We start from the raw sequence: 19,258 nt of genomic DNA, 5'->3' as shown, positions 1-19,258 counted from the left end.
GCAAAGAGGGTCATGCTGGGGAATGGCCCTGCTCGCCCAGATCTCCGACGCCCACCTGATCGAGCTCGATCCGTGGGCGCGTGATCCGGCGGACTGGGTGCGGCTGGCGTTCCTCTCGTCGTATCGCCCCTCGCGCGCCGAGAGCCGAGTCCGGAACCTGGCTCGCGCGTTTCAGCGAGCGCGCAGGGCGGGGGCCGACCACGTGGTGTTCACGGGTGACATGACCGAAGACGCCGACCCGGCGCAGTTCGCCCTGTTCGCCCAGGTGGTGGGCGAGAGCGGCTTCACGCCCGAGCAGGTCACCGTCATCCCCGGCAACCACGACGCGTACCGGGGACGCTGTGCCTACGCCGCCGCCGCGCAGGGCCCGCTCGCCGCCGTGGCCGGGACCTCGGGCGCCAGCTTCGACCTGGACGGGGTGACCGTGGTGCCGCTGGACTCCACGCTGGACCAGCACTTCGTGCGCGCCGCCGGGCGCTTGGGGGCCGAGCAGCGCCGCCACCTCACGGACCTGTCGCGCCCCACGCTGGTGCTCCAGCACCACCCGGCCATTCCGCACTCGCCGCGGGGCCTGGGCTGGTTCCAGCAGCTGGTGGACGTGTGCCAGGTGGAGCGCGCCGTGGCCGCCGCCCCCGAGCTGTTCGTGCTGCACGGGCACGTGCACCACCACCGCGATCTGGTGCCGCGGGGGTCCACGCGGGCCCGTGTCTTCTCGCCGCGCGCCGTGGTGGAGACCGACGAAGCGGTTCGCTTCTACGAGGTGGACGCGCGCGGGGTCCGGCCGGTCGCCACGCGAGCGCCAGTGGGGCGGTAAAGAGGCCTGAAAAGTCAACTTCCGTTTGCCCCTGCCGCATCCGCCGGTAGACTCCCGGCCCTGCCAACGGGATGAGGCCCATGACGAACGCCGCGACGAACAATCCGACCCTCCTCAAGTGGGTCGCAGATATGGCCAAGCTCACTCAACCGGACGCCGTCGTCTGGTGTGACGGCTCGGAGGCGGAGAAGGTTCGCCTCACGCAGCTGGCGGTGGACACGGGCATCCTCGAGCCGCTCAACCAGAAGAAGCGCCCCGGCTGCTACCTGCACCGGTCCAACCCGAATGATGTCGCGCGGGTAGAGCACCTCACCTTCATCTGCACGCCCACCAAGGAAGAGGCGGGCCCCACCAACAACTGGATGGCGCCGGCCGACGCGTACGCCAAGCTGGGCGGCCTCTTCGAAGGCTCCATGCGCGGCCGCACCATGTACGTGGTGCCCTACTGCATGGGCCCCATCGGCTCGCCCTTCGCCAAGGTGGGCGTGGAGCTGACCGACAGCGTCTACGTGGTGCTCAACCAGCGCATCATGACGCGCATGGGCAACCAGGCGCTCGACATGCTGGGCGACTCGGACGACTTCAACCGCGGCCTGCACTGCACGCTGGACCTCGACCCCGAGAAGCGCTTCATCTGTCACTTCCCGCAGGACAACACCATCTGGTCGTGCGGCTCGGGCTACGGCGGCAACGTGCTGCTGGGCAAGAAGTGCCTCGCGCTGCGCATCGGCAGCTACCTCGGGAAGAAGGAGGGCTGGCTCGCCGAGCACATGCTCATCCTGGGCGTCGAGTCCCCCGAGGGCAGACGTCCTACGTGGCGGCCGCGTTCCCGAGCGCCTGCGGCAAGACCAACTTCGCCATGATGATCCCGCCGCGTCGCTTCGAGGGCTGGAAGATCTGGACCGTGGGCGACGACATCGCGTGGATGCGCGTCGGCGCCGACGGCCGGCTCTACGCGGTGAACCCGGAGAACGGCTACTTCGGCGTGGCCCCGGGCACCAGCATGAAGTCCAACCCGAACGCGATGAAGACCATCCAGCGGGACACCATCTTCACCAACGTGGCGCGCACGCTCGACGGTGACGTGTGGTGGGAAGAGATGGACGGCGAAGTGCCGGACGAGCTCATCGACTGGCAGGGCCGCCCCTGGAAGAAGGGCTCCACCGAGAAGGCGGCGCACCCCAACTCGCGCTTCACCGCGCCGGCCAGCAACAACCCGTGCCAGAGCCGCGAGTACAACAACCCCGAGGGCGTGCCCATCAGCGCCATCATCTTCGGCGGGCGTCGCGCCACCACCATCCCGCTCGTGCTGCAGAGCTTCAACTGGGTGCACGGCGTGTACCTGGGCGCCATGCTGGGCTCCGAGACCACCGCGGCCGCCACCGGCAAGGTGGGCGTCCTGCGCCGCGACCCCATGGCCATGCTGCCCTTCTGTGGCTACAACATGGGCGAGTACTTCGCGCACTGGCTCAGCATGCGCCACGACATCGAGAGCCCGCCCAAGCTCTTCCTGGTCAACTGGTTCCGCAAGGACGACAACGGCAAGTTCCTGTGGCCCGGCTTCGGCGAGAACATGCGCGTCCTCAAGTGGGTGCTCGACCGCGCCCACGGCCGCATCGGTGGCCGCGAGACGCCCATCGGCTGGGTCCCGCGCGAGGGCGACATCGACCTCAGCGGCCTGGACCTCGACCCGGAGCGCTTCGACCAGGCCACCGCCGTCAGCACCGACGAGTGGATCGCCGACATCGAGGCCCAGCAGGAGTTCTTCGACAAGATCGGCGACTCCATGCCCAAGAGCCTCGTGAAGCAGCGCGAGCTGCTGCTCGAGTCGCTGCGCACCGCGCCGCCTGCCCGGGCCAAGTGATGTGAGCGGGCCCGGCTGAGCGGGGCCATGCGGACGAAGAGAGCGAGACGCCCGGCTGGTTGAATCCAGCTGGGCGTTTCTGCGTGGTGGACGTGGCTGCCTCACAGCGTGGTGAGCGACTCGATCCACGTCTGGACGCAGGTCGGTCGTGCGCTGCACTCAGGGAGCTCGGCGCAACCCCGGAGTCCCCGTTTTACGTCGTGTCGTAGCCAGCCCAGCCAAGCAGCGAGCGAACCGTTGTCGCAGCTCTCCCATGTGGAGCCGCACGTCGCGAGCGCATCGCAAACGAGGTGCGACAGGTCGTTGTCGGGCTCGGAGTTGTCGCACGCTCGGTCCTCGCCGCAGGGAGTGCTGGCCACGCACTCGTAGATGCCCGACGCTTCGGTGCGCTCGGTCGCGGCGTACAGCTCGCAGGTCCCGGCGGGGTACGACGCCTCGCCACACGCGACGGCCCTGGCTGAGGCCATCTGACACGTCTCGAATATCGCCGGGTCTTGGTCGCCCAATGTGGCTGTGAAGCCCCACGTGAGGCAGCCCTCGTTCGCCCCGCAGTGGCGGTTCCTGCAGGTCTCGGCGTAGTCGCAGTAGGAGGCGCAACCCAAGCCGCCAATCTGGTAACAGGTGTTGCAGGCCTGCGCGCCGCTTGCGTAGCACTCGTCGAACTCGTCATCACACCATGGCTGCTCCTCGGTGCACGTGCCCTCGATGCGGTAGGCGGTTTCTGGGGTGCTGCCGTAGGGGTCTTCGCCACAGGCGAGCAGCGAGAGCGCGGAGAGGGTGGCGGTGAGTGAGTGCTTGATGGAGTTCATGGCGCCGTTATCGGCGGGCGCCGGCGGATGTTTCCTCTCCGCCGGTCGATCATCCCGTCGACTCGCTCCGGCCCGTGCCGGTGGGGCTGCACAGGCCCAGCGAGAGCACCACGGAGCGGTAGTTCGTCCTGGGTCGCCAGTCCACGTGCTCCACGAAGACGTAGCCGCGGCGCTCATAGCGCTGGATCAGCGCGTGCGCGTCTTCTGAGGTGTCGCAGGCGACATGAGCTGCACCCAGCTCCGCAGCGCGGCGCTCCACCAGGTCAAGCAGCCCACTGCCGAGTCCGCTTCCTTGAAACGTGGGGTGCACGCACAGCTGGTTGAACTTGGCCACGTCCGGGCGGTCGAGCCACGGCGACCCACCGGGCGTCTCTGGCGGTGAGAGCGTGACGGTGCCCACGTAGTCGGTGCCCACCAACGCGAGCCACGTCTCCCCGCGCGCACAGCGCTTGGCGGTGTCCTCCGCCGTTTGGTGGCTGCCCCAGTAGCGCAGCCCCCTCGCGGCGAGCGGTGCGTAGGCTTCGTGGATCAGTTGTGTGAGGGCGCGCATGTCGTCGCCTGCCGTCCAGCGTCTGATCTCGACCGGGGGGATAGGCGTGTCGCTTGCGCGTTCGTCGCAACGGGCGAGTCTATCGACAGGGGTCGGCATCGGCCTTACACACCTAGAGATCTTCGGGCGTTGCGAGTGCGGAGATTCGTTCTGCGCCACGTTTTACACGGATCGCAGGCCCGACGGCGCATACGGGCCCGGGCACCGAAATGTGGTCGTGGACGTGAAGAAGGGAATGGTCATCTTGGACGTCGTGGACGGACGCATCGCATGCGTGGAGGTCCTCCATCGCGGGGACGTTCGTCGCGAACTGGCGGAGGCTTACCGTTGACTGCCGGGGGCCGGTGATTCCGCTCCTGGTCACCCTGACGGTGGTGGTTGGCGTCGGCCGCTTCTTCGCTCACAGGCAGAGGGCCCGGCAGCGTCTCGAACTCGCCGAGTTGCGGAAGGAGTTGCTGCCGACCTCGGGCGATGGAGCACCCGACTCCCAAAACGAATCGGCCGGCGGTCCTCGAGGCGGACGAAGTGTAGAGTCGCGTCTTCTCGACAAGGAGGAGCTCCCATGAAGAAGACTCACGTGTTTCTCATCGCCCTGTTCGGCGCCGTGCTCGGTTGCGTCGCGACGCAGGCCACTCGCACTCAATACGCCGACGCTCAATATCAGCCGGGGGCCTTCCGCGAGTGTGGTTTCATCTTAATTGACGGAACGCGCTCCGCTGACCGGATCGCCGAGAACGCCACAGCCATCCCACCGGGGTGGACCCCTCTCTCCGGAATAGGCGACGGGGGGGTCGTCCTTTGCCGCTAGGTCGTCCTGCACGCGATCACGGGGCACACCACCGAGGCGATGACCGAGCACTACTCGGACATCACCAACTCTGTTAGGCGCGCAGCACCCGAGTCCCTCCAAGGGGGACTCGGGTGGGAGGCTCACGCGGCGAAAGCGAATCGGCCGGCTGAACCAAGGTCCAACCGGCCGACGATCGCGTTCTCTGGAGCGGGCGATGGGATTCGAACCCACGACATCCAGCTTGGGAAGCTGGCACTCTACCAACTGAGTTACACCCGCGAAGGAGCCGAAACCTAGGCGGCAAGTGTGGGGGTGTCAAGCGTCTCCGAAGGGGCGCGCGCGAGGGCGCGTTGGCCCGCCCCGGAGGGGCTCGAATGTGGGGAAACTGGCCACGATCGGCGAGTTGCGTACACTCGACCTCACCGTGCCTCAGCGACCCCATGACACTGCGCTCGGGCTTGCACGCCAGCGCTTCGTAGACAGCCTCCCCCAGAAGGCGGGTGAGCTGCGTGGCGCGCTCGCTCTCCTGGTTGGGAGCCCGGAGTCGCCTCGGCCGCGCGACGAGCTGCGTGCCCGGCTGCAGGCGCTCTACGCGTCGGCGCAGGTGTTCCGCATGAACGTGCTGGCCGCTGCGCTGCAGGAGGGGGCCACAACGTTGGAGCTGGCCCGAAGCGAGGCGCGCGAGGTGTCGCAGGCCGAGCTGGACGAGCTGACCAACCTGGTGGCCACGCTGCCTTCGCTCGTGGACGGGGGTGCGCCCAACGTGCGGCCGTCGATGGTCCCCGCGCCTTCCACACCCCCTTCGCAGCCACCGCCTGCGGCTTCCATCGCGCCGCTGGTGAACGTGGGCTCCACGCCGCCGCCTGCGCTCGATGCTGCGCCGGTCAGCTCGCCGGAGCGGCCTTCGGCGCGGCCCGTGGCGCGTGCGCACAAGCCCACCATGATGGGCTTCCAGCCGCCCACCGCGCCGCCGCCACCGCCCAGCCTGTCCCCCGCGCCGCTGGGGCGGCCCTCGCAGCCAGCGCCCGCGCCCATCGCGCCGCTGCCGCCGCCGCCTGCCGTGAGCGCTCCCGCCCGCGTGGCTCCGCATGCGGCGGCTCCCGCTCCGGTTCGTGCACCCGCACCCGCTGCAGCCCCCGCGCCCACGCGCGCCTCCCAGCCGGCGCCGCGGCCCGTGGCGCCTTCCACGCGCCCCGCGTCCACCGTGGCGGTGTCCACGCCCATCGCGCGCGTGAAGGTGGCCACCGTGGCGTCGCGCGAGGCCGAGGTCATCCAGGTGAAGCCGCCTGCGCCGTTCACCACATCGTCCGCCGCGGTGGTGGGTGCGGCACGCGGCCAGGCCGAGGACCCGGGTGCGCAGTCCACCAGCGCGGGAGGCTATGCCGCGCCGGCGCAGTCCATCGTGAGCGCGCTGCTGTGCACGGACACAGCGTCCGAGACGCTCATCCGCGCGGCGCTGCCGCCCGAGCGCTTCGAGATCCTGGTGGCCAGCAACACCGAGGAGGCCACGCAGCTCGCGTGGAACAGCGCGCCGGACCTCATCCTGGCGGACGCCACCGTGTGCCTCGGGCCCAACGGGCTCTTGGCGCGGCTGCGGCGTGACGCGCTCACCGACTTCGTGCCCGTGGTGGTGCTGTTCCAGCCGGGCGTGCCGGTGGACCCCATCGCCCTGCGCGAGGCGGGCGCGGTGGACTCGCTGCGCAAGCCGCTGCTGATCAAGACCATTCTCCAGACGGTGCACCGCGTGGCCGACCTGGGGGAGGCCGCCACGTGGGCGCCGCTCGGCGACCTGACCGTGAACGACGTGGCCGACCGCATCGCCGCCGAGATTCGCCGCGGCCTGGTGCTCTCCACGGACCGTGGCCCCGACGTGGCCGTTCCGCTGGGCGATGGCAGTGAGGTGCTGGCCGCCGCGTGGGCCGCCATCGCGCGCGTGCGGGCGCACTTGTCGGAGCGCTCGGCGGGGCGCGTGCACTTCCGCGACCCGGCGGGGCGTCGTGGCCCGGCGCTGGTGTCGCTGCACGACCTCGAGCCCACGGCCGAGGAAGAGGCGCGCGACTCGGCGAGCGAGGCCGAGGTGTCCTTGCGAGGGCGCCGCGTGATCGTGGCCGACGACGACCCGGCGGTGCGCTGGTTCTTCGCGCAGCTGCTGGAAGACGAAGGCGCCAGCGTGGTGCAGGCCGAAGACGGCGCAGTCGCGCTGGCGGCCGCCCGGGCCGAGCCGCCCGACGTGATCGTCAGCGACATCCTGATGCCCAACATGGACGGGCTCGCGCTGTGCCGTGCCCTCTCGCGCGACCCGAGCGTGTCGGAGACGCCGGTCATCCTGCTGAGCTGGCGCGAGGACTTCCTGTCGCGCATGCGCGAGCTGCGCGCCGGGGCCCGCGGCTACCTGCGCAAGGAGGCCGAGTCCACGCAGATCCTGGCCAAGGTGCGCGACGTGCTGCGCGGGCGCTCGCAGTTCGAGGCGCGCCTGCGAGCGGGTGGGGCGGTGCGTGGGCGCGTGGAGGGCCTGGGCATCCCGTGCTTGCTTTCCACGCTGCTGCGCGAGCGCGAGAACGCGCTGCTCACGGTGCGCGACGCGTTCAACCTGTTCGAGGTGGAGGTCCAGCAGCGCGCCATCGTGTCCGTGTCCAGCACGGCCACGGACGGTGGCTTTGCCCGCGGCGACCGCGCGCTGCGCATGCTGGTGGGCGTCTCCACCGGGCGCTTCGCGGTGGAAGAGGTGGACCCCGCGGTGCGGCACAGCATGGCTGGCGGAGCGCCGCAGCTCGGCGTGGCCGAGGCCTGTGCGCGGCTCGGCGCGCTCATCGACTCCGTCTCCGGCGAGGCGCTGGCCCGCGTGGAGTCGCTGGGCCTCGACGAAGACGCGCTCGGCTCGTTCGAGGCTTCGGCGCCGGGTGAAGTGGGCGCCGTCGCGGCCGCGTTGTCGGCCGGGCAGACGCCTCGGCAGCTGCTGGTGGGCAGCATCCACGCGCCCCAGGCCGTGGAGGCCGCGCTCATCGAGCTGGCGCGCCGCGGGGTCATCCTGGGCGTGCACGGCGACGCCGGGGAAGACCTGGTGGCCACCAACCTGCGCGCGCGGCGCGAGGCACGCACGCACTCGCAGCCAGGCGAGGCGCCTGCATCGTTCCAGACGGCGCCTGCGCCCCGTGTGCAGCCGACCATCCGTGAGGAGAGCGCCGACGCGGACACCGCCGAGCCGCTCTTGCTCAGCACCGCCCGCGCACCGCAAGCGCTGCCGCCGGCACCCGAGCCACTCCTGTTGATCCCTGCCGCGGTGGTGCCAGCTCTGCGCGCGCCCCAGCCCGCCGCACCGCGTGACGTGGATGCCGACACGGACACAGACTCCCAGCCGGGCGAAGCGGAGGATGACGACGACCTGCCCGAGCGCGATGGCTTCGGGCCGCTGATGTGGTTCGCGGTGCTCTTCGTGCTCGCGGCCATTGGCTACGTGGGCTACACGATGATGCTGGACAGCCAGCGGCGGGCCGCCGACCCGAGCTCGTCGAACGATGCCCCCGAAACCGCGCCCGCCGAAGCCACGGCGGCCGATGACGCGCCCGCTGCTGCCGACCCGAGCGAGGCCGCTCCCGACCCGAGCGCACAGGTTCCCGACGGCACGCCGCGCGAGGACGGCCTGTCATTCGGCACGCAGCAGCCCGGCGTGCGCCTCGAGGGCGCCACGGTGCCCGCCGGCCACGGCGTGCTGCACGTGCTCGAGACCAGCCGCCCGGACGTGCTGGTGTCCGTGGGCGACCAGGACCTGGGCACGCCACCGCAGCAGATCGCGCTCCCCGAGGGCCGGCACGCGGTGCGCTATCGCATGGGCAGCCAGGTCATCGACCGCTACTACTTCGTGCGCAGCGCCCACACGCGCGTGGTGCCCGTCCCCGAGTCCTGAGCCGCGCGTCGCAGCCCATCACGCTCGGACGAAGGGCGACAAGAGCGCCCCGACGCGTGCGTTCATGTCCGTGGCCAGCTGGTTCGGTGCCGCCGTGGTCATGCGCCGCTGGCTTGCCAGCAGCAGCTGGGCCACGGCCTCGGCGACGGCTGCTGGCACGAACAGCGCCACCCGTTGCACGGGATCGCGGCCGAGCGCAGCGGGGTTCAGGCACAGCGCGCGCGAGCTGGCGGGCATCACCGCGCTGGTGCCCACGCCCAACATGGCGGCGCTGTACTGCGCGTTCCCCAAACGTTGAGTGGAGAGGCTGAGCTCGGCCGAGAACAGCGCCTCGCTGGCGCGCGCCAAGTACGAGCAGGCGGTCGCCGTGGGGGTCACCACGGGCTGCGTGCTGAGCGAGCGGTACGACCCAACCGGGTCCTCGGCGATGGCATCGGCGCGCTCGGCGGCGGCCAGCACGCTGTCGCTGTCGCTGCTGCCGGCGAGGAGGGCGCGCCCCAGTCGCAGCGCCTCTTGCAGCGGTGCCTGCGCCTCGGTCAGCCGCTTCACGGCCTCGTCGGCCTCCAGCAACACCGCGTCCACCAGCGCGCGCAGCGGGATGCCCTCGGCCGCGTAGATCCAGATGGCCCAGGTGGGGTCCTGGTTCAGCGCCAGCAGCCCCTTGGCGTCGTGGTGGTCACGCTCTCCGGCCGATGCCCAGGCGATCAAGTTGGGCGGGGCGTCCATGGCCACGAGCGCTTCGTACATGCGCGCAGCCTGCGCTGTCTGGGGGGCGTTCTCAACCCTGCTCGCCGGGCGGCAGCCGAGGCACGTGCAGCCCTGCCGGCAGGCTTCCGCGCAGAAACCCCAGCTTGCCCCCGCACATGGTGGCCACCATCTGCTCACGCAGGAACGGCAGCCGCGCGCCGATGGGGAAGCCGAGGTCGCGCACCAGCCCGAGCACGGTGGAGTGCGACTGGAAGAAGGGTGTCAGCCAGCGCGTCATGCGCTGATAGAAGCCGAGGTGCGCGCGGCGCCGCTGGCTGTACGTCATGAGCGCCAGCTCCACGTTGCCCGGCTGCGCCGCGATGCACTCGCTCAGCACCAGCGCGTCCACGAGCGCCAGGTTGCTGCCTTGCCCCAGCTGTGGGCTCGTGGCGTGCGCGGCGTCGCCGATGAACACCACGTTGCCCGCGTGCCACTGCTTGAAGACCACGTCGCGGTAGCCCGCGAAGAGCAGCGCCTCGGTGCTGGGCAGCTGGCTCAAGATGGGCTCGGCCATGGGCGCCACGCGCAGCACGCGCTCGCGGAACGCAGCCAGCCCTTCACGGCGCACGGCCTCGGCCTCGGTGACGGGCACACTCACGAACAGGCTCACCAGCGGCGTGTCTCCCCCGGGCGCCAACCCCGTGGGCAGCATGCCCACCATCTCTCTCGCGCCCTTCACGCACTGCAAGAGCTCGCGCGTGTAGAGCCCCGCGCGGTCTTCCGCCACGAACCACAGCGCGCCCCAGGGGTAGGCCGTGTCGCGCGCGCCGGGGAAGTTGGCCGTGCGGATCTCGGAGCGCGCGCCGTCTGCGACCACGATGAGATCGAAAGGGCCAAGCGCGTCCCCGGTGGTGCTCAGCACGTGCCCCGGCTCGCCCAGCCGCGCGATGGACACGCCCGTGCGCACGTCGGGGATCTCGGCCCGCGCCGCGTCGAACAGCGTCTGGAACAGCACCCCGCGGTGCAGCCCCAGCCCGAACAGCTCGGGCCCGCGCGCCGAGTAGGGCAGGTCGAACAGCAGCCGGCCGGTGGACGACCGTGCGCGCAGCCGGTCCACGCGGTGCCCCGCCCGCACGATGGGCCCGGCTAGCCCCAGCTCTCCCAGCACGTGCATGCCCGTGGGCTGCAGCATGATCCCGGCGCCCACCGGGCTGGGCTCGGGCACGGCCTCGAGCAAGGTGACCGTGTGACCCGCACGATGCAGGAAGAGCGCCGCAGCGCTCCCCGAGAACCCAGCTCCGACGACCACGACGCGCATGGCCGCGAGGCTATCACTTGCTGCCGCGCGCTTGGCCCCGCATCAGGTACTTCACGCCCTCGCCCAGCCCCTCGAGCGTGAGCGGGTACATGTCGAACACGCGCGCCACGTACTCGATGGTGTTGCCCTTCCAGTACTTCTCGGGCTCGGGGTTCAGCCAGATGGACTTATCGAAGTGCTTCTGGAGCATCATCAGCCACTGGATGCCCTCGATGCCGCGGTCGTCGCCGAGGTCCAGTGACCCGCCGGTGGCCATCAGCTCGTAGGCCGCCATGAGCGCGTCGCCCACCAGGATGAGCTTGTAGTGCCGGCCGCAGTCGTTCAGCAGGTCGCGCACCTTCACGGGCTCGTCGAAGCGCTCGGTCTTGTAGACCTGCCCGTAGACGCAGTTGTGGAAGTAGTAGGTCTGCAGCTCACGGAAGTGCGAGCTCTTCTTGGCGGCCGAGAACAGCCGCGAGCAGAGGTGCGCGTACGGGTCCATGGACCCACCCACGTCCATCATGAGGATGATGCGCGTGTTGGTGCGCCGCGGCGGCCGCGTCACGATCTCGAGCTCGCCGGCGTTCTTGCCCGTCTCCTCGATGGTGGCCTCGAGGTCCAGCTCTTCTTCGGCGCCGATGCGCGTGTAGGTGCGCAGCTTGCGCAGGGCCAGCTGCATCTGCCGCACGTCCAGCGTGACGTCCTCGCGGTAGCCCTTGTAGAGCCGCGCATCGGCCACCTTCACCGCGCTGCGCCCGCCACCCGGGCCGCCCACGCGGATGCCCTGCGGGGACTTGCCCGAGTGCCCGAAGGGGGAGGTGCCGGCCGTGCCGATCCACTTGTTGCCGCCGTCGTGGCGCTCGTCCTGCTCCTTCATGCGCTCGTCGAACAGCTTCTTCAGCTCTTCGAGGTCCAGCCCCTCCACGAACTTGCGCTGCTCCTCGGTGAGCTCGCCCATCTGGTCCTTGGCCTTCTTCAGCCAGTCCAGCAGGTCGTCCGTCAGCTTCTTGCTCTCCACCTCGATGCCCTTGAAGTGCTTCAAGAAGGCCTGATCGAAGAGGTCGAGGTGGCGCTCCGAGTGCACCAGGACCGCGCGGGCCACGTAGTAGAAGCCGTCGAGCGAGTTCTCGTGCAGCCCCTTCGACATGGCCTCGGCGAGCCGCACCGTCTCGGTGGCACCCACGGGCACCCCGAACGCGCGCAGCTCGTAGATGAAGTCGACGAACACGCGGGCTCAGCTCCTCCAGCGACGGCCGCCGGCCAGCTGGTCCGCGAACGCCACGAGGTCCTGCTCCTTCTTGAGCAGCGCGCCCAGGAAGGGCAGGTTCTGGTCGAGGCGCACGTCCTTCACGCCGGTGCGCTTGAGCACCGCGATCCAGTCCACCAGCTCGCTGGTGCTGGGGCGCTTGCGCAGCCGCGTCATGCTGCGGATCTCGAAGAACGTCTCGATGGCCTGGTCCACCAGCGACTCTTCGATCTTCGGGTGATGCACCCGCACGATGTCCTTCATGAGCGACTTCTCCGGGAAGTCGATGAAGTGGAACACGCAGCGGCGGAGGAACGCGTCGGGCAGCTCCTTCTCGGCGTTGCTCGTGATGATGACGAACGGGCGCTCCTTCGCGACCACCTCACGGCCCGTCTCGTTGATGTAGAAGCGCATCCGATCGAGCTCGTGCAGCAGGTCGTTCGGGAACTCGATGTCCGCCTTGTCGATCTCGTCGATGAGCAACACCACGCGCTTGGGCGAGTCGAACGCGCGCCCCATGGGCCCGAGCTTGATGTAGTGCGAGATGTCGTTGACGTCCTTGTCGCCGAAGCGCGAGTCGTACAGGCGCTGCACGGTGTCGTAGACATAGAGGCCGTCCTGCGCGCGCGTGGTGCTCTTCACGTGCCAGCGCACCAGCTCGAGCCCCAGCGCTTCGGCGGCGGCCTCGGCCAAGAGCGTCTTGCCCGTGCCCGGCTCGCCACGCACCAGCAGCGGGCGCTCCAGCAGCAGCGCACAGTTCACGGACGCCTTGAGGGCATCGCTGGTCAGGTAGGTATCGGTACCGTTGAAGCGGGCGAAGTCTTGGGTCATGCGCTGGGCACCATAGCGCGTCTCGTACTGAATGGCGATTCACTCACTCCAACTACGCTCTAACTCCTCCTCCTTGGCTTGGGGCGAGGTGATCGTGAGGGAGGGCGGGGCACCGCGCGGCCCCCGGCCCCCCGCGCCCGCCCCCACCCCGCCCCGCCCCGCACCGCGCCCCCCCCCCCCGCCCCCCCCCCCCCCCGACGCGCCGAAATGGGCGGAGGCACCCGAGGGAGCGCCAGCGCGACCGGCCCCGCCGCGAGGCCTGCCCCGCCCCCGCCCCCTCGATCACGCCCCCACCATCGCGAGCCAGCCACCACCCCCGAGCCGCCGCCGAAAAAGTAGGCCCAAGGGCTTGCTCCCGAGGACGTTCTGACTATAGTCCGCTCCTCGCAGGGCCCCTAGGGCCTCCTGGGTGTTGACATTCGGGGATCGTCTAACGGCAGGACGCCAGTTTCTGGTTCTGGCTATCGAGGTTCGAATCCTTGTCCCCGAGCAGCTTGCTCTTTCGCTGCGAGCCCCTATAAGGGCTCGCAGCTTCCAAGCTGGCCCCATCGTCTAGTGGTTAGGACATCGGCCTCTCACGCCGGTAACACGAGTTCAAGTCTCGTTGGGGTCACCACCCAAGCAGGCCCGACGCATCCAACCGCGTCGGGCCTGTTTTCTTTTCCGAGCGCATCATGATCTCCACCGAAAACCTCTCCCTCTCCTTCGGCAGCCGCCCCCTCTTCGAGAGCGTGGACATCAAGTTCACCCCCGGGAACTGCTACGGCCTCATCGGGGCCAACGGAGCCGGCAAGTCCACCTTCCTGCGCTGCCTCTCGGGCGAGCTCGAGCCGAGCTCGGGCAAGGTGGTCATCCCTCCGGGCGCGCGTCTCAGCGTGCTGAAGCAGGACCACTTCTCCTACAACGAGGTGACCGCCCTCAACGCCGTGATCATGGGGCACAAGCGCCTCTTCGAGATCAGCGTGGAGAAGGACGCCATCTACGCCAAGGGGGAGTTCAGCGACGAAGACGGCGTGCGCGCGGCGGAGCTGGAGACGGAGTTCGCGGACCTGCAGGGCTGGGACGCCGAGTCCAACGCGGCGCAGCTGCTGAGCGAGCTGGGCATCCCCGACGCGCGTCACCAGAAGCTGGTGAAGGACCTCGAGGACAGCGAGAAGGTGCGCGTGCTCTTGGCGCAGGCCCTCTTCGGCAACCCCGACATCCTGCTGCTGGACGAGCCCACCAACCACTTGGACGTGGACACCATCCTGTGGCTCGAGGAGTTCCTGCTGCGCTTCCAGAACACGGTGGTGGTGGTCTCCCACGACCGTCACTTCCTCGACAAGGTCTGCACGCACATCGCGGACGTGGACTACCAGAAGGTGCAGCTCTTCAGCGGCAACTACACCTTCTGGTACGAGACCAGCCAGCTGGCCCTGCGCCAGAAGCAGGAAGCCAACGCCAAGAAGACCGACAAGATGAAGGAGCTGCAGGCCTTCATTCAGCGCTTCAGCGCCAACGCCAGCAAGTCGCGTCAGGCCAGCTCGCGCCGCTCGCAGCTGGACAAGATCACGCTGGACGACATCAAGCCGTCCTCGCGCAAGTACCCGTACATCATCTTCAAGACCGAGCGTCAGCTGGGCAAGGACGTGCTCTTCGTGGACGGCCTCACCAAGACGCTGGATGGCGAGCTGCTCTTCGAGGACGTGCGCTTCACGCTCAGCCGCGGCGAGAAGATGGCCATCACGGGCAACGACAGCGCCGTGAACGCGTTCATGCAGATCCTGGCGGGCGACATGAAGCCCGACGCGGGCACCTACCGCTTCGGCAGCTCGGTGAACCTGGGCATCCTGCCGCGCGACAACGCCAAGTTCTTCGACGGCTGCTCGCTCAACCTGGTGGACTGGATGCGTCAGTTCTCCGCCAACCAGGAGGAGAACTTCTGCCGGGCGTTCTTGGGTCGCATGCTCTTCTCGGGCGAAGAGTCGCAGAAGTCCGCGTCGGTGCTCTCGGGCGGCGAGAAGGTGCGCTGCATGCTGTCGCGCGCCATGCTGCAGGACCCAAACGTGCTGCTGCTGGACGGCCCCACCAACCACTTGGACCTCGAGTCCATCACGGCGCTCAACAACGGGCTCATCAAGTTCGAGGGCAGCCTGATCGTGGCCTCGCACGACGTGCAGTTCGTGGACTCGCTGGTCACGCGCGTGCTCGAGCTGGGCAGCAAGACCTACTACGACCTCGGCATGGGCTACGAGGAGTACCTGGCGGACCCGGCGCGCCTCGCGCGCATCGGCAAGGCCTGAGCATCCGCCCGGCAGCGCCCCCCCCCGCCCTAGCATCCGCTCGCGCGAGCTACGGCATCCAGCCGGCGCGGTAGATCGTAGCGCCGCGGTCGATGCCATTGGCTGCGTACACGTCCACGCTGCGGGCGCCCGTGATGGTCAGCAGGCGGCCGAACACGCCCGCCATCATGGCGTCGCGTGCCGGTGACTCGGGGTGTGCTTCGGTGACGTCGATGCGGCAGCGCGTGGGGCCCACCGGCATGACCGACACGCGACCGAAGTCGAACAGATCCGACCACACCTCGGGGAACCGCACGACGAGCTCCTGGGTGGTCAACGCACGCACCCAGCGCAGCGTGCGCGTGGCCGCCGAGTCCGCGATCTCGGCGCCGATGGCGCGCGAGAGGCTCATGGCGCCCGCCCCGAACTCGATCTCGGCCTCGTTGAGCAGCGCGTCGCACACGCTGGCGGGGCAGCGCAGGTTGGGCGACCCGTCGATGAGCAGGGTGGCGTGCGCGCTGGGGAGGCGCGTGAGCAGCTCGGCCACGGCGGCCGGACCGTACTCGTTCTGCAGGAAGCGCATGGCGCCCAAGGACACGGTCTGCGACACGTGCGGCTCGCTGGTGGGCCGCGGATCGCGCGCGATGGTGACGCCCGAGTCCCGTGACCGGCGCACCGCGGGTGCCGGCGTGGCGTCGCTCTGCCGCGTGAGGGTGAGGTACGGCGTCAGCGCGCGCGCGAACTCCTCGGCGTCGGCGTAGCGCTGGTCGGGGTCCACGGCGAGACCGCGGTGCACCACCTCCGAGAGCCCCTTGGGCAGGATGGCCACGGTGGACTCGAGCGGCGCGGGCTTGCCCTCCACGATGGCCAGCAGCAGCGCGTGGTAGTTGGACCGCACGTGCGGCAGCTGGCCCGCGATGCACTCGTAGAGCATGGCCGCCACCGAGTAGAGGTCCGCGCGGTGGTCGAAGCGGGGGTTCCCTCGGGCCTGCTCGGGGCTCATGTAGCTGGGCGTGCCCATGAGCACGCCGGTGCGGGTGAGCTTGGTCTCGCTGGCGTCGGCGTCGCTCCACATGGACACGCCGAAGTCCAGGACCTTGGCCCGCACCTCGCCGCGCAGGGTGGAGCTCAGGAACACGTTGGCCGGCTTGAGGTCACGATGGATGACGCCCGCGCGGTGCACGGCGCCCAGCCCCAGCAGCACCTGATGCATGAGCTGGCAGGCCACGTGCGGCGACAGTGCACGCGTGCGCACCAGGCGCTTCGAGAGCGGCTCACCCTCGAGGTACTCCATGACGATGTACGGGGCGCCGCCCTGGACCCCAGCGTCCAGCACGGTGACCACGTTGGTGTGCTGGGTGGCCCCCGCCGTGCGCGCCTCGCGCTGGAAGCGCCGGATGGCCTCGCCGTTCTCGGCGATCTCGGGGTGCAGGCACTTGATGGCCACGCGCTCGCCGGTGTCCCGCCGCGCGCTGTAGACCACGCCCATGCCGCCGCGCCCGATGATGGACTCCACCCGGTAACGCGACGCGATGGTGGCGCCCAGCCAGCGGTCCTGTGTGTGAAGCGCCTTACCGGAGTTGGGGCAGTGCGTCCACGCGCGCGGGTGCTGCTCGCGGCAGTGCACGCAAAAGATGTTTGGCGGTGGGTCGCGATCGGGCTTCATCGAGACGGGGCCACCATAGCGCGGAACCACATCACCAAGCGGTGTCGAGTTGCGCAAAGTCGACAATGAGTAGGTCTAAGTATGCCGATGTATGTACTGCGCCACGATCGTCTCTTCGTGAGTACTTGATTGTTTTAGTAAGGTATAATCGCACCTAAATCCTCGAAGAACGCCAGGATATGACGGGCGAAACGCCATTGTTGACTTGACGGCGGGGTAAACTCGTGAATAGTTCCCCCCCATCGGCAGAGAACCCGCCGCGCAACAGGAGTTCGAGATGAGCGCCCCGTCCTGGAAAGACCGCCTGAGCGGTGAGATGTCCCCCGAGATGACCCTGGAGATCGACACGTTCGAGGGCCAGATCGATCTCAAGAAGCAAGGCAAGCTGGACGACAAGTTCTTCGCCGAGACGCGCCTGCGCCGCGGCGCCTACGGCCAGCGCTACGACAACGGCCTGCGCAGCGACGGCATCGAGCAGCGCACGCTCACGTTCCCGCAGCCGCTCACCAAGGGCCCGGACACGCAGTGGGACGCGCCCGGCATGATGCGCATCAAGATCCCCATGGGGCGCTTGTCCATCAAGCAGCTCGAGGTGCACGCGGAGCTGGCCGAGGAGTACTCGGACACCATCCTGCACATCACCACGCGCCAGGACATCCAGCTCCACTACATCCACATCGAGGACACGCCGGACATGATGCGGCGCCTGGCGGCCGTGGGCATCACCACGCGCGAGGCGTGCGGCAACAGCGTGCGCAACGTGACCGCCTGCGAGTACTCGGGCGTGTGCAGCACCGAGAGCTTCGACGTCACCCCGTACGCCGACGCGTGCATGAAGTACTTCCTGGGTCACCCCGACGTGCAGGACTTCGGGCGCAAGTTCAAGATCGCGTTCAGCGGCTGCCACGACAACCCGTGCGGCCTCGTCACCTTCCACGACCTCGGCGCGGTGGCCAAGATCGTGGACGGCCAGCGCGGCTTCAAGGTGGTGGTGGGCGGTGGCCTCGGCGCCGTGCCCGTGGAGGCCAAGGTGCTGGCCGAGTTCTGCCCGGCCGAAGAGCTGCTGCCGCTGTCGCAGGCCGTGGCGCGTGTCTTCGCGCGCCTCGGTGAGAAGCAGAGCCGCGCCCGCGCCCGCATCAAGTTCCTGGTGGACAAGCTGGGCCTCGACGAGTTCAAGCGCCTGGTGCAGGTGGAGCGCGAAGGCCTGCGTGTGGACGAGCGCTGGACCGAGAACCTCACGGACCTGCATCGCCTGGACGAGAAGCCCATCCGCCCGGCGGGCGCGCTGCCCACCGAGGGCCCCGCGGCCTTCCTGAAGTGGGCCAAGTACAACCTCAAGCCGCAGGTGCAAGAGGGCTACTACACCGCCGTCATCAAGCTGCCGTTGGGGGACTTCACCTCGCGTCAGGCGCGCTTGATCGCGGACCTCGCGCGTGACTACACGGGCGACGGCATCCGCTGCACCGTGGAGCAGAACCTGGCCATGCGCTGGCTGAGCGGCACGGACGCCATCGCGTTCTGGGAGCGCTTGTCGGCCATCGGCTTCGCCGAGGCGGGCGCAGGCACCATCTCGGACATGACCTCGTGCCCCGGCACGGACACCTGCAAGCTGGGCATCTCGTCGTCGCGCGGGCTCACCGCCGAGCTCAAGAAGCGCCTCACGCTGGTGGAAGACACGCTGGACACGCAGGTGCGCGAGCTGCGCATCAAGTCGAGCGGCTGCTTCAACAGCTGCGGTCAGCACCACGTGGCGGACATCGGCTTCACCGGCATCAGCCGCGCCGCCGGCGGCCGCAAGGTGCCGCACTTCAACGTGGTGCTCGGCGGCCAGTGGACCGAGAACGCCAAGCAGTACGGCATGGTCGTGGGCGCGGTGCCGTCCAAGAACATCCCGAAGACGGTGCAGGTCATCACGGACCACTACGTGGCCAACCGTGAGCCCGGCGAGTCTTTCCAGGCGTTCATCGGGCGCGTGGGCAAGAAGGACTTCCGCGGCATCCTGAAGCCGCTCCAGGTGGTCCCCTCCTACGAGGAAGACAAGAGCTTCTACAGCGACTGGGGCGACCCGCGCGAGTACACCATCGGCGACATCGGCATCGGCGAGTGCGCCGGCGAGATCGTGCCCTTCGTGGAGTTCGGTCTCCAGGCCGCCGAGCAAGAGCTGCACAACGCGCAGGACGTGCTGGACACCAAGGGCGGCGACCCGACCGTCGCGGCGGCGGGCGCGTTCCAGTCCATGGTCACAGCGGCCAAGGCCCTGGTGCGGCACCTCGACAAGCAGTGCCGCGATGACGCAGACGACGTGGCGCTCCAGTTCCGCACGCATGTGCAGGACACTGGGCTCTTCAACGACCCCTACGTGGGCAACAAGTTCGCCCACTTCTTCCTCGGCCTGCACGCCAGCAAGCGCTACGAAGGCGCCAACGCCGAGATCGCCCACAAGTGCCTCGACGAGGCGCAGCTCTTCTTGGACGCCTGCCACGCCAGCTACCAGCGCTGGCTCGAGGCCAACAAGAACCAGGCCGCTGAGTGAACCCCG

12 protein-coding genes, 3 tRNA genes and 1 pseudogene are annotated in these 19,258 nt (G+C 69.2%); 8 read left to right on the top strand and 8 right to left on the bottom strand.

Translation table 11 applies throughout. The features are described from left to right. Positions 1-22: 22 nt before the first annotated feature. Together IPI43_14645 and IPI43_14640 are read left to right on the top strand one after the other, a co-directional pair. On the top strand, positions 23-814 hold the full coding sequence (locus IPI43_14645) for a metallophosphoesterase (GenBank protein MBK7775343.1): 792 nt from the start codon (positions 23-25) through the stop codon (positions 812-814). Between the two features lie 71 nt (positions 815-885). Continuing rightward, positions 886-2,678: pseudogene (locus IPI43_14640) on the top strand (phosphoenolpyruvate carboxykinase (GTP)). A 101-nt stretch (positions 2,679-2,779) separates the two neighbouring features. On the opposite strand, the gene IPI43_14635 reads toward IPI43_14640, so the two are convergent. Both IPI43_14635 and IPI43_14630 read right to left on the bottom strand, forming a co-directional pair. After that, a complete protein-coding gene (locus tag IPI43_14635) occupies positions 2,780-3,487 on the bottom strand; it encodes a hypothetical protein (GenBank protein ID MBK7775342.1) in 708 nt (235 codons plus the stop codon). 49 nt (positions 3,488-3,536) lie between these two features. Beyond that, the gene (locus IPI43_14630; protein ID MBK7775341.1) at positions 3,537-4,037 is read right to left on the bottom strand and encodes a GNAT family N-acetyltransferase; all 501 of its coding nucleotides are present in this window, start codon (positions 4,035-4,037) and stop codon (positions 3,537-3,539) included. Positions 4,038-4,599: 562 nt separating this feature from the next. Here IPI43_14630 and IPI43_14625 point away from each other — a divergent pair. Continuing rightward, positions 4,600-4,845, top strand: coding sequence for a hypothetical protein (locus tag IPI43_14625; protein ID MBK7775340.1), 246 nt, complete (start codon positions 4,600-4,602; stop codon positions 4,843-4,845). A gap of 185 nt (positions 4,846-5,030) precedes the next feature. On the opposite strand, the gene IPI43_14620 is transcribed toward IPI43_14625, so the two are convergent. Beyond that, a tRNA-Gly gene (locus IPI43_14620) sits at positions 5,031-5,106 on the bottom strand. A gap of 145 nt (positions 5,107-5,251) precedes the next feature. On the opposite strand from IPI43_14620, the gene IPI43_14615 reads away from it, so the two are divergent. After that, positions 5,252-8,731, top strand: a complete 3,480-nt coding sequence (locus IPI43_14615; protein ID MBK7775339.1) for a response regulator — start codon at positions 5,252-5,254, stop codon at positions 8,729-8,731. Positions 8,732-8,749: 18 nt separating this feature from the next. Here IPI43_14615 and IPI43_14610 read toward each other — a convergent pair whose 3' ends face one another. The 4 genes from IPI43_14610 to IPI43_14595 are packed head-to-tail and all read right to left on the bottom strand — an operon-like array spanning position 8,750 to position 12,792. Next, positions 8,750-9,478: a hypothetical protein gene (locus IPI43_14610; protein MBK7775338.1), complete on the bottom strand. Its 729-nt coding sequence runs from the start codon at positions 9,476-9,478 to the stop codon at positions 8,750-8,752. Positions 9,479-9,509: 31 nt separating this feature from the next. Further along, positions 9,510-10,736, bottom strand: a complete 1,227-nt coding sequence (locus IPI43_14605) for an FAD-dependent monooxygenase (protein MBK7775337.1) — start codon at positions 10,734-10,736, stop codon at positions 9,510-9,512. Positions 10,737-10,749: 13 nt separating this feature from the next. Then, on the bottom strand, positions 10,750-11,943 hold the full coding sequence (locus IPI43_14600) for a VWA domain-containing protein (protein ID MBK7775336.1): 1,194 nt from the start codon (positions 11,941-11,943) through the stop codon (positions 10,750-10,752). A 6-nt stretch (positions 11,944-11,949) separates the two neighbouring features. Further along, positions 11,950-12,792 (bottom strand): MoxR family ATPase, encoded by an 843-nt coding sequence (locus IPI43_14595; protein ID MBK7775335.1) that lies wholly within the window; start codon positions 12,790-12,792, stop codon positions 11,950-11,952. A gap of 419 nt (positions 12,793-13,211) precedes the next feature. Between IPI43_14595 and IPI43_14590 the strand changes: the two genes are divergently transcribed. The 3 genes from IPI43_14590 to IPI43_14580 all read left to right on the top strand — a co-directional run bounded on the left by IPI43_14590 (position 13,212) and on the right by IPI43_14580 (position 15,074). Next, positions 13,212-13,282, top strand: a tRNA-Gln gene (locus IPI43_14590). Positions 13,283-13,333: 51 nt separating this feature from the next. After that, positions 13,334-13,408: transfer RNA gene (locus IPI43_14585), tRNA-Glu, on the top strand. 58 nt (positions 13,409-13,466) lie between these two features. Continuing rightward, complete coding sequence (locus tag IPI43_14580) at positions 13,467-15,074, top strand: ATP-binding cassette domain-containing protein (protein MBK7775334.1); 1,608 nt, start codon at positions 13,467-13,469, stop codon at positions 15,072-15,074. Positions 15,075-15,123: 49 nt separating this feature from the next. Here the strand turns inward: IPI43_14580 and IPI43_14575 are convergent, their stop codons facing one another. Further along, on the bottom strand, positions 15,124-16,719 hold the full coding sequence (locus tag IPI43_14575; GenBank protein MBK7775333.1) for a protein kinase: 1,596 nt from the start codon (positions 16,717-16,719) through the stop codon (positions 15,124-15,126). Between the two features lie 277 nt (positions 16,720-16,996). On the opposite strand from IPI43_14575, the gene IPI43_14570 reads away from it, so the two are divergent. Next, positions 16,997-19,252, top strand: a complete 2,256-nt coding sequence (locus IPI43_14570) for a nitrite/sulfite reductase (protein ID MBK7775332.1) — start codon at positions 16,997-16,999, stop codon at positions 19,250-19,252. Positions 19,253-19,258: the final 6 nt, after the last annotated feature.

The sequence above is a fragment of the Sandaracinaceae bacterium genome, assembly GCA_016706685.1.
GTDB lineage: Bacteria > Myxococcota_A > Polyangia > Polyangiales > Houyiibacteriaceae > JADJJE01.
Note: the sequence above shows the minus strand (reverse complement) of the source record. Positions and strands in the feature narration are given on the sequence as shown.

Excerpts from the sequence above, each read along its gene's own strand:
- IPI43_14645 (MBK7775343.1), top strand. The coding sequence starts at position 23 with ATGGCCCTGCTCGCCCAGATCTCCGACGCCCACCTGATCGAGCTCGAT.
- IPI43_14635 (MBK7775342.1), bottom strand. The coding sequence starts at position 3,487 with ATGAACTCCATCAAGCACTCACTCACCGCCACCCTCTCCGCGCTCTCG.
- IPI43_14630 (MBK7775341.1), bottom strand. The coding sequence starts at position 4,037 with ATGCGCGCCCTCACACAACTGATCCACGAAGCCTACGCACCGCTCGCC.
- IPI43_14625 (MBK7775340.1), top strand. The coding sequence starts at position 4,600 with ATGAAGAAGACTCACGTGTTTCTCATCGCCCTGTTCGGCGCCGTGCTC.
- IPI43_14610 (MBK7775338.1), bottom strand. The coding sequence starts at position 9,478 with ATGTACGAAGCGCTCGTGGCCATGGACGCCCCGCCCAACTTGATCGCC.
- IPI43_14605 (MBK7775337.1), bottom strand. The coding sequence starts at position 10,736 with ATGCGCGTCGTGGTCGTCGGAGCTGGGTTCTCGGGGAGCGCTGCGGCG.
- IPI43_14595 (MBK7775335.1), bottom strand. The coding sequence starts at position 12,792 with ATGACCCAAGACTTCGCCCGCTTCAACGGTACCGATACCTACCTGACC.
- IPI43_14580 (MBK7775334.1), top strand. The coding sequence starts at position 13,467 with ATGATCTCCACCGAAAACCTCTCCCTCTCCTTCGGCAGCCGCCCCCTC.
- IPI43_14575 (MBK7775333.1), bottom strand. The coding sequence starts at position 16,719 with ATGAAGCCCGATCGCGACCCACCGCCAAACATCTTTTGCGTGCACTGC.
- IPI43_14570 (MBK7775332.1), top strand. The coding sequence starts at position 16,997 with ATGAGCGCCCCGTCCTGGAAAGACCGCCTGAGCGGTGAGATGTCCCCC.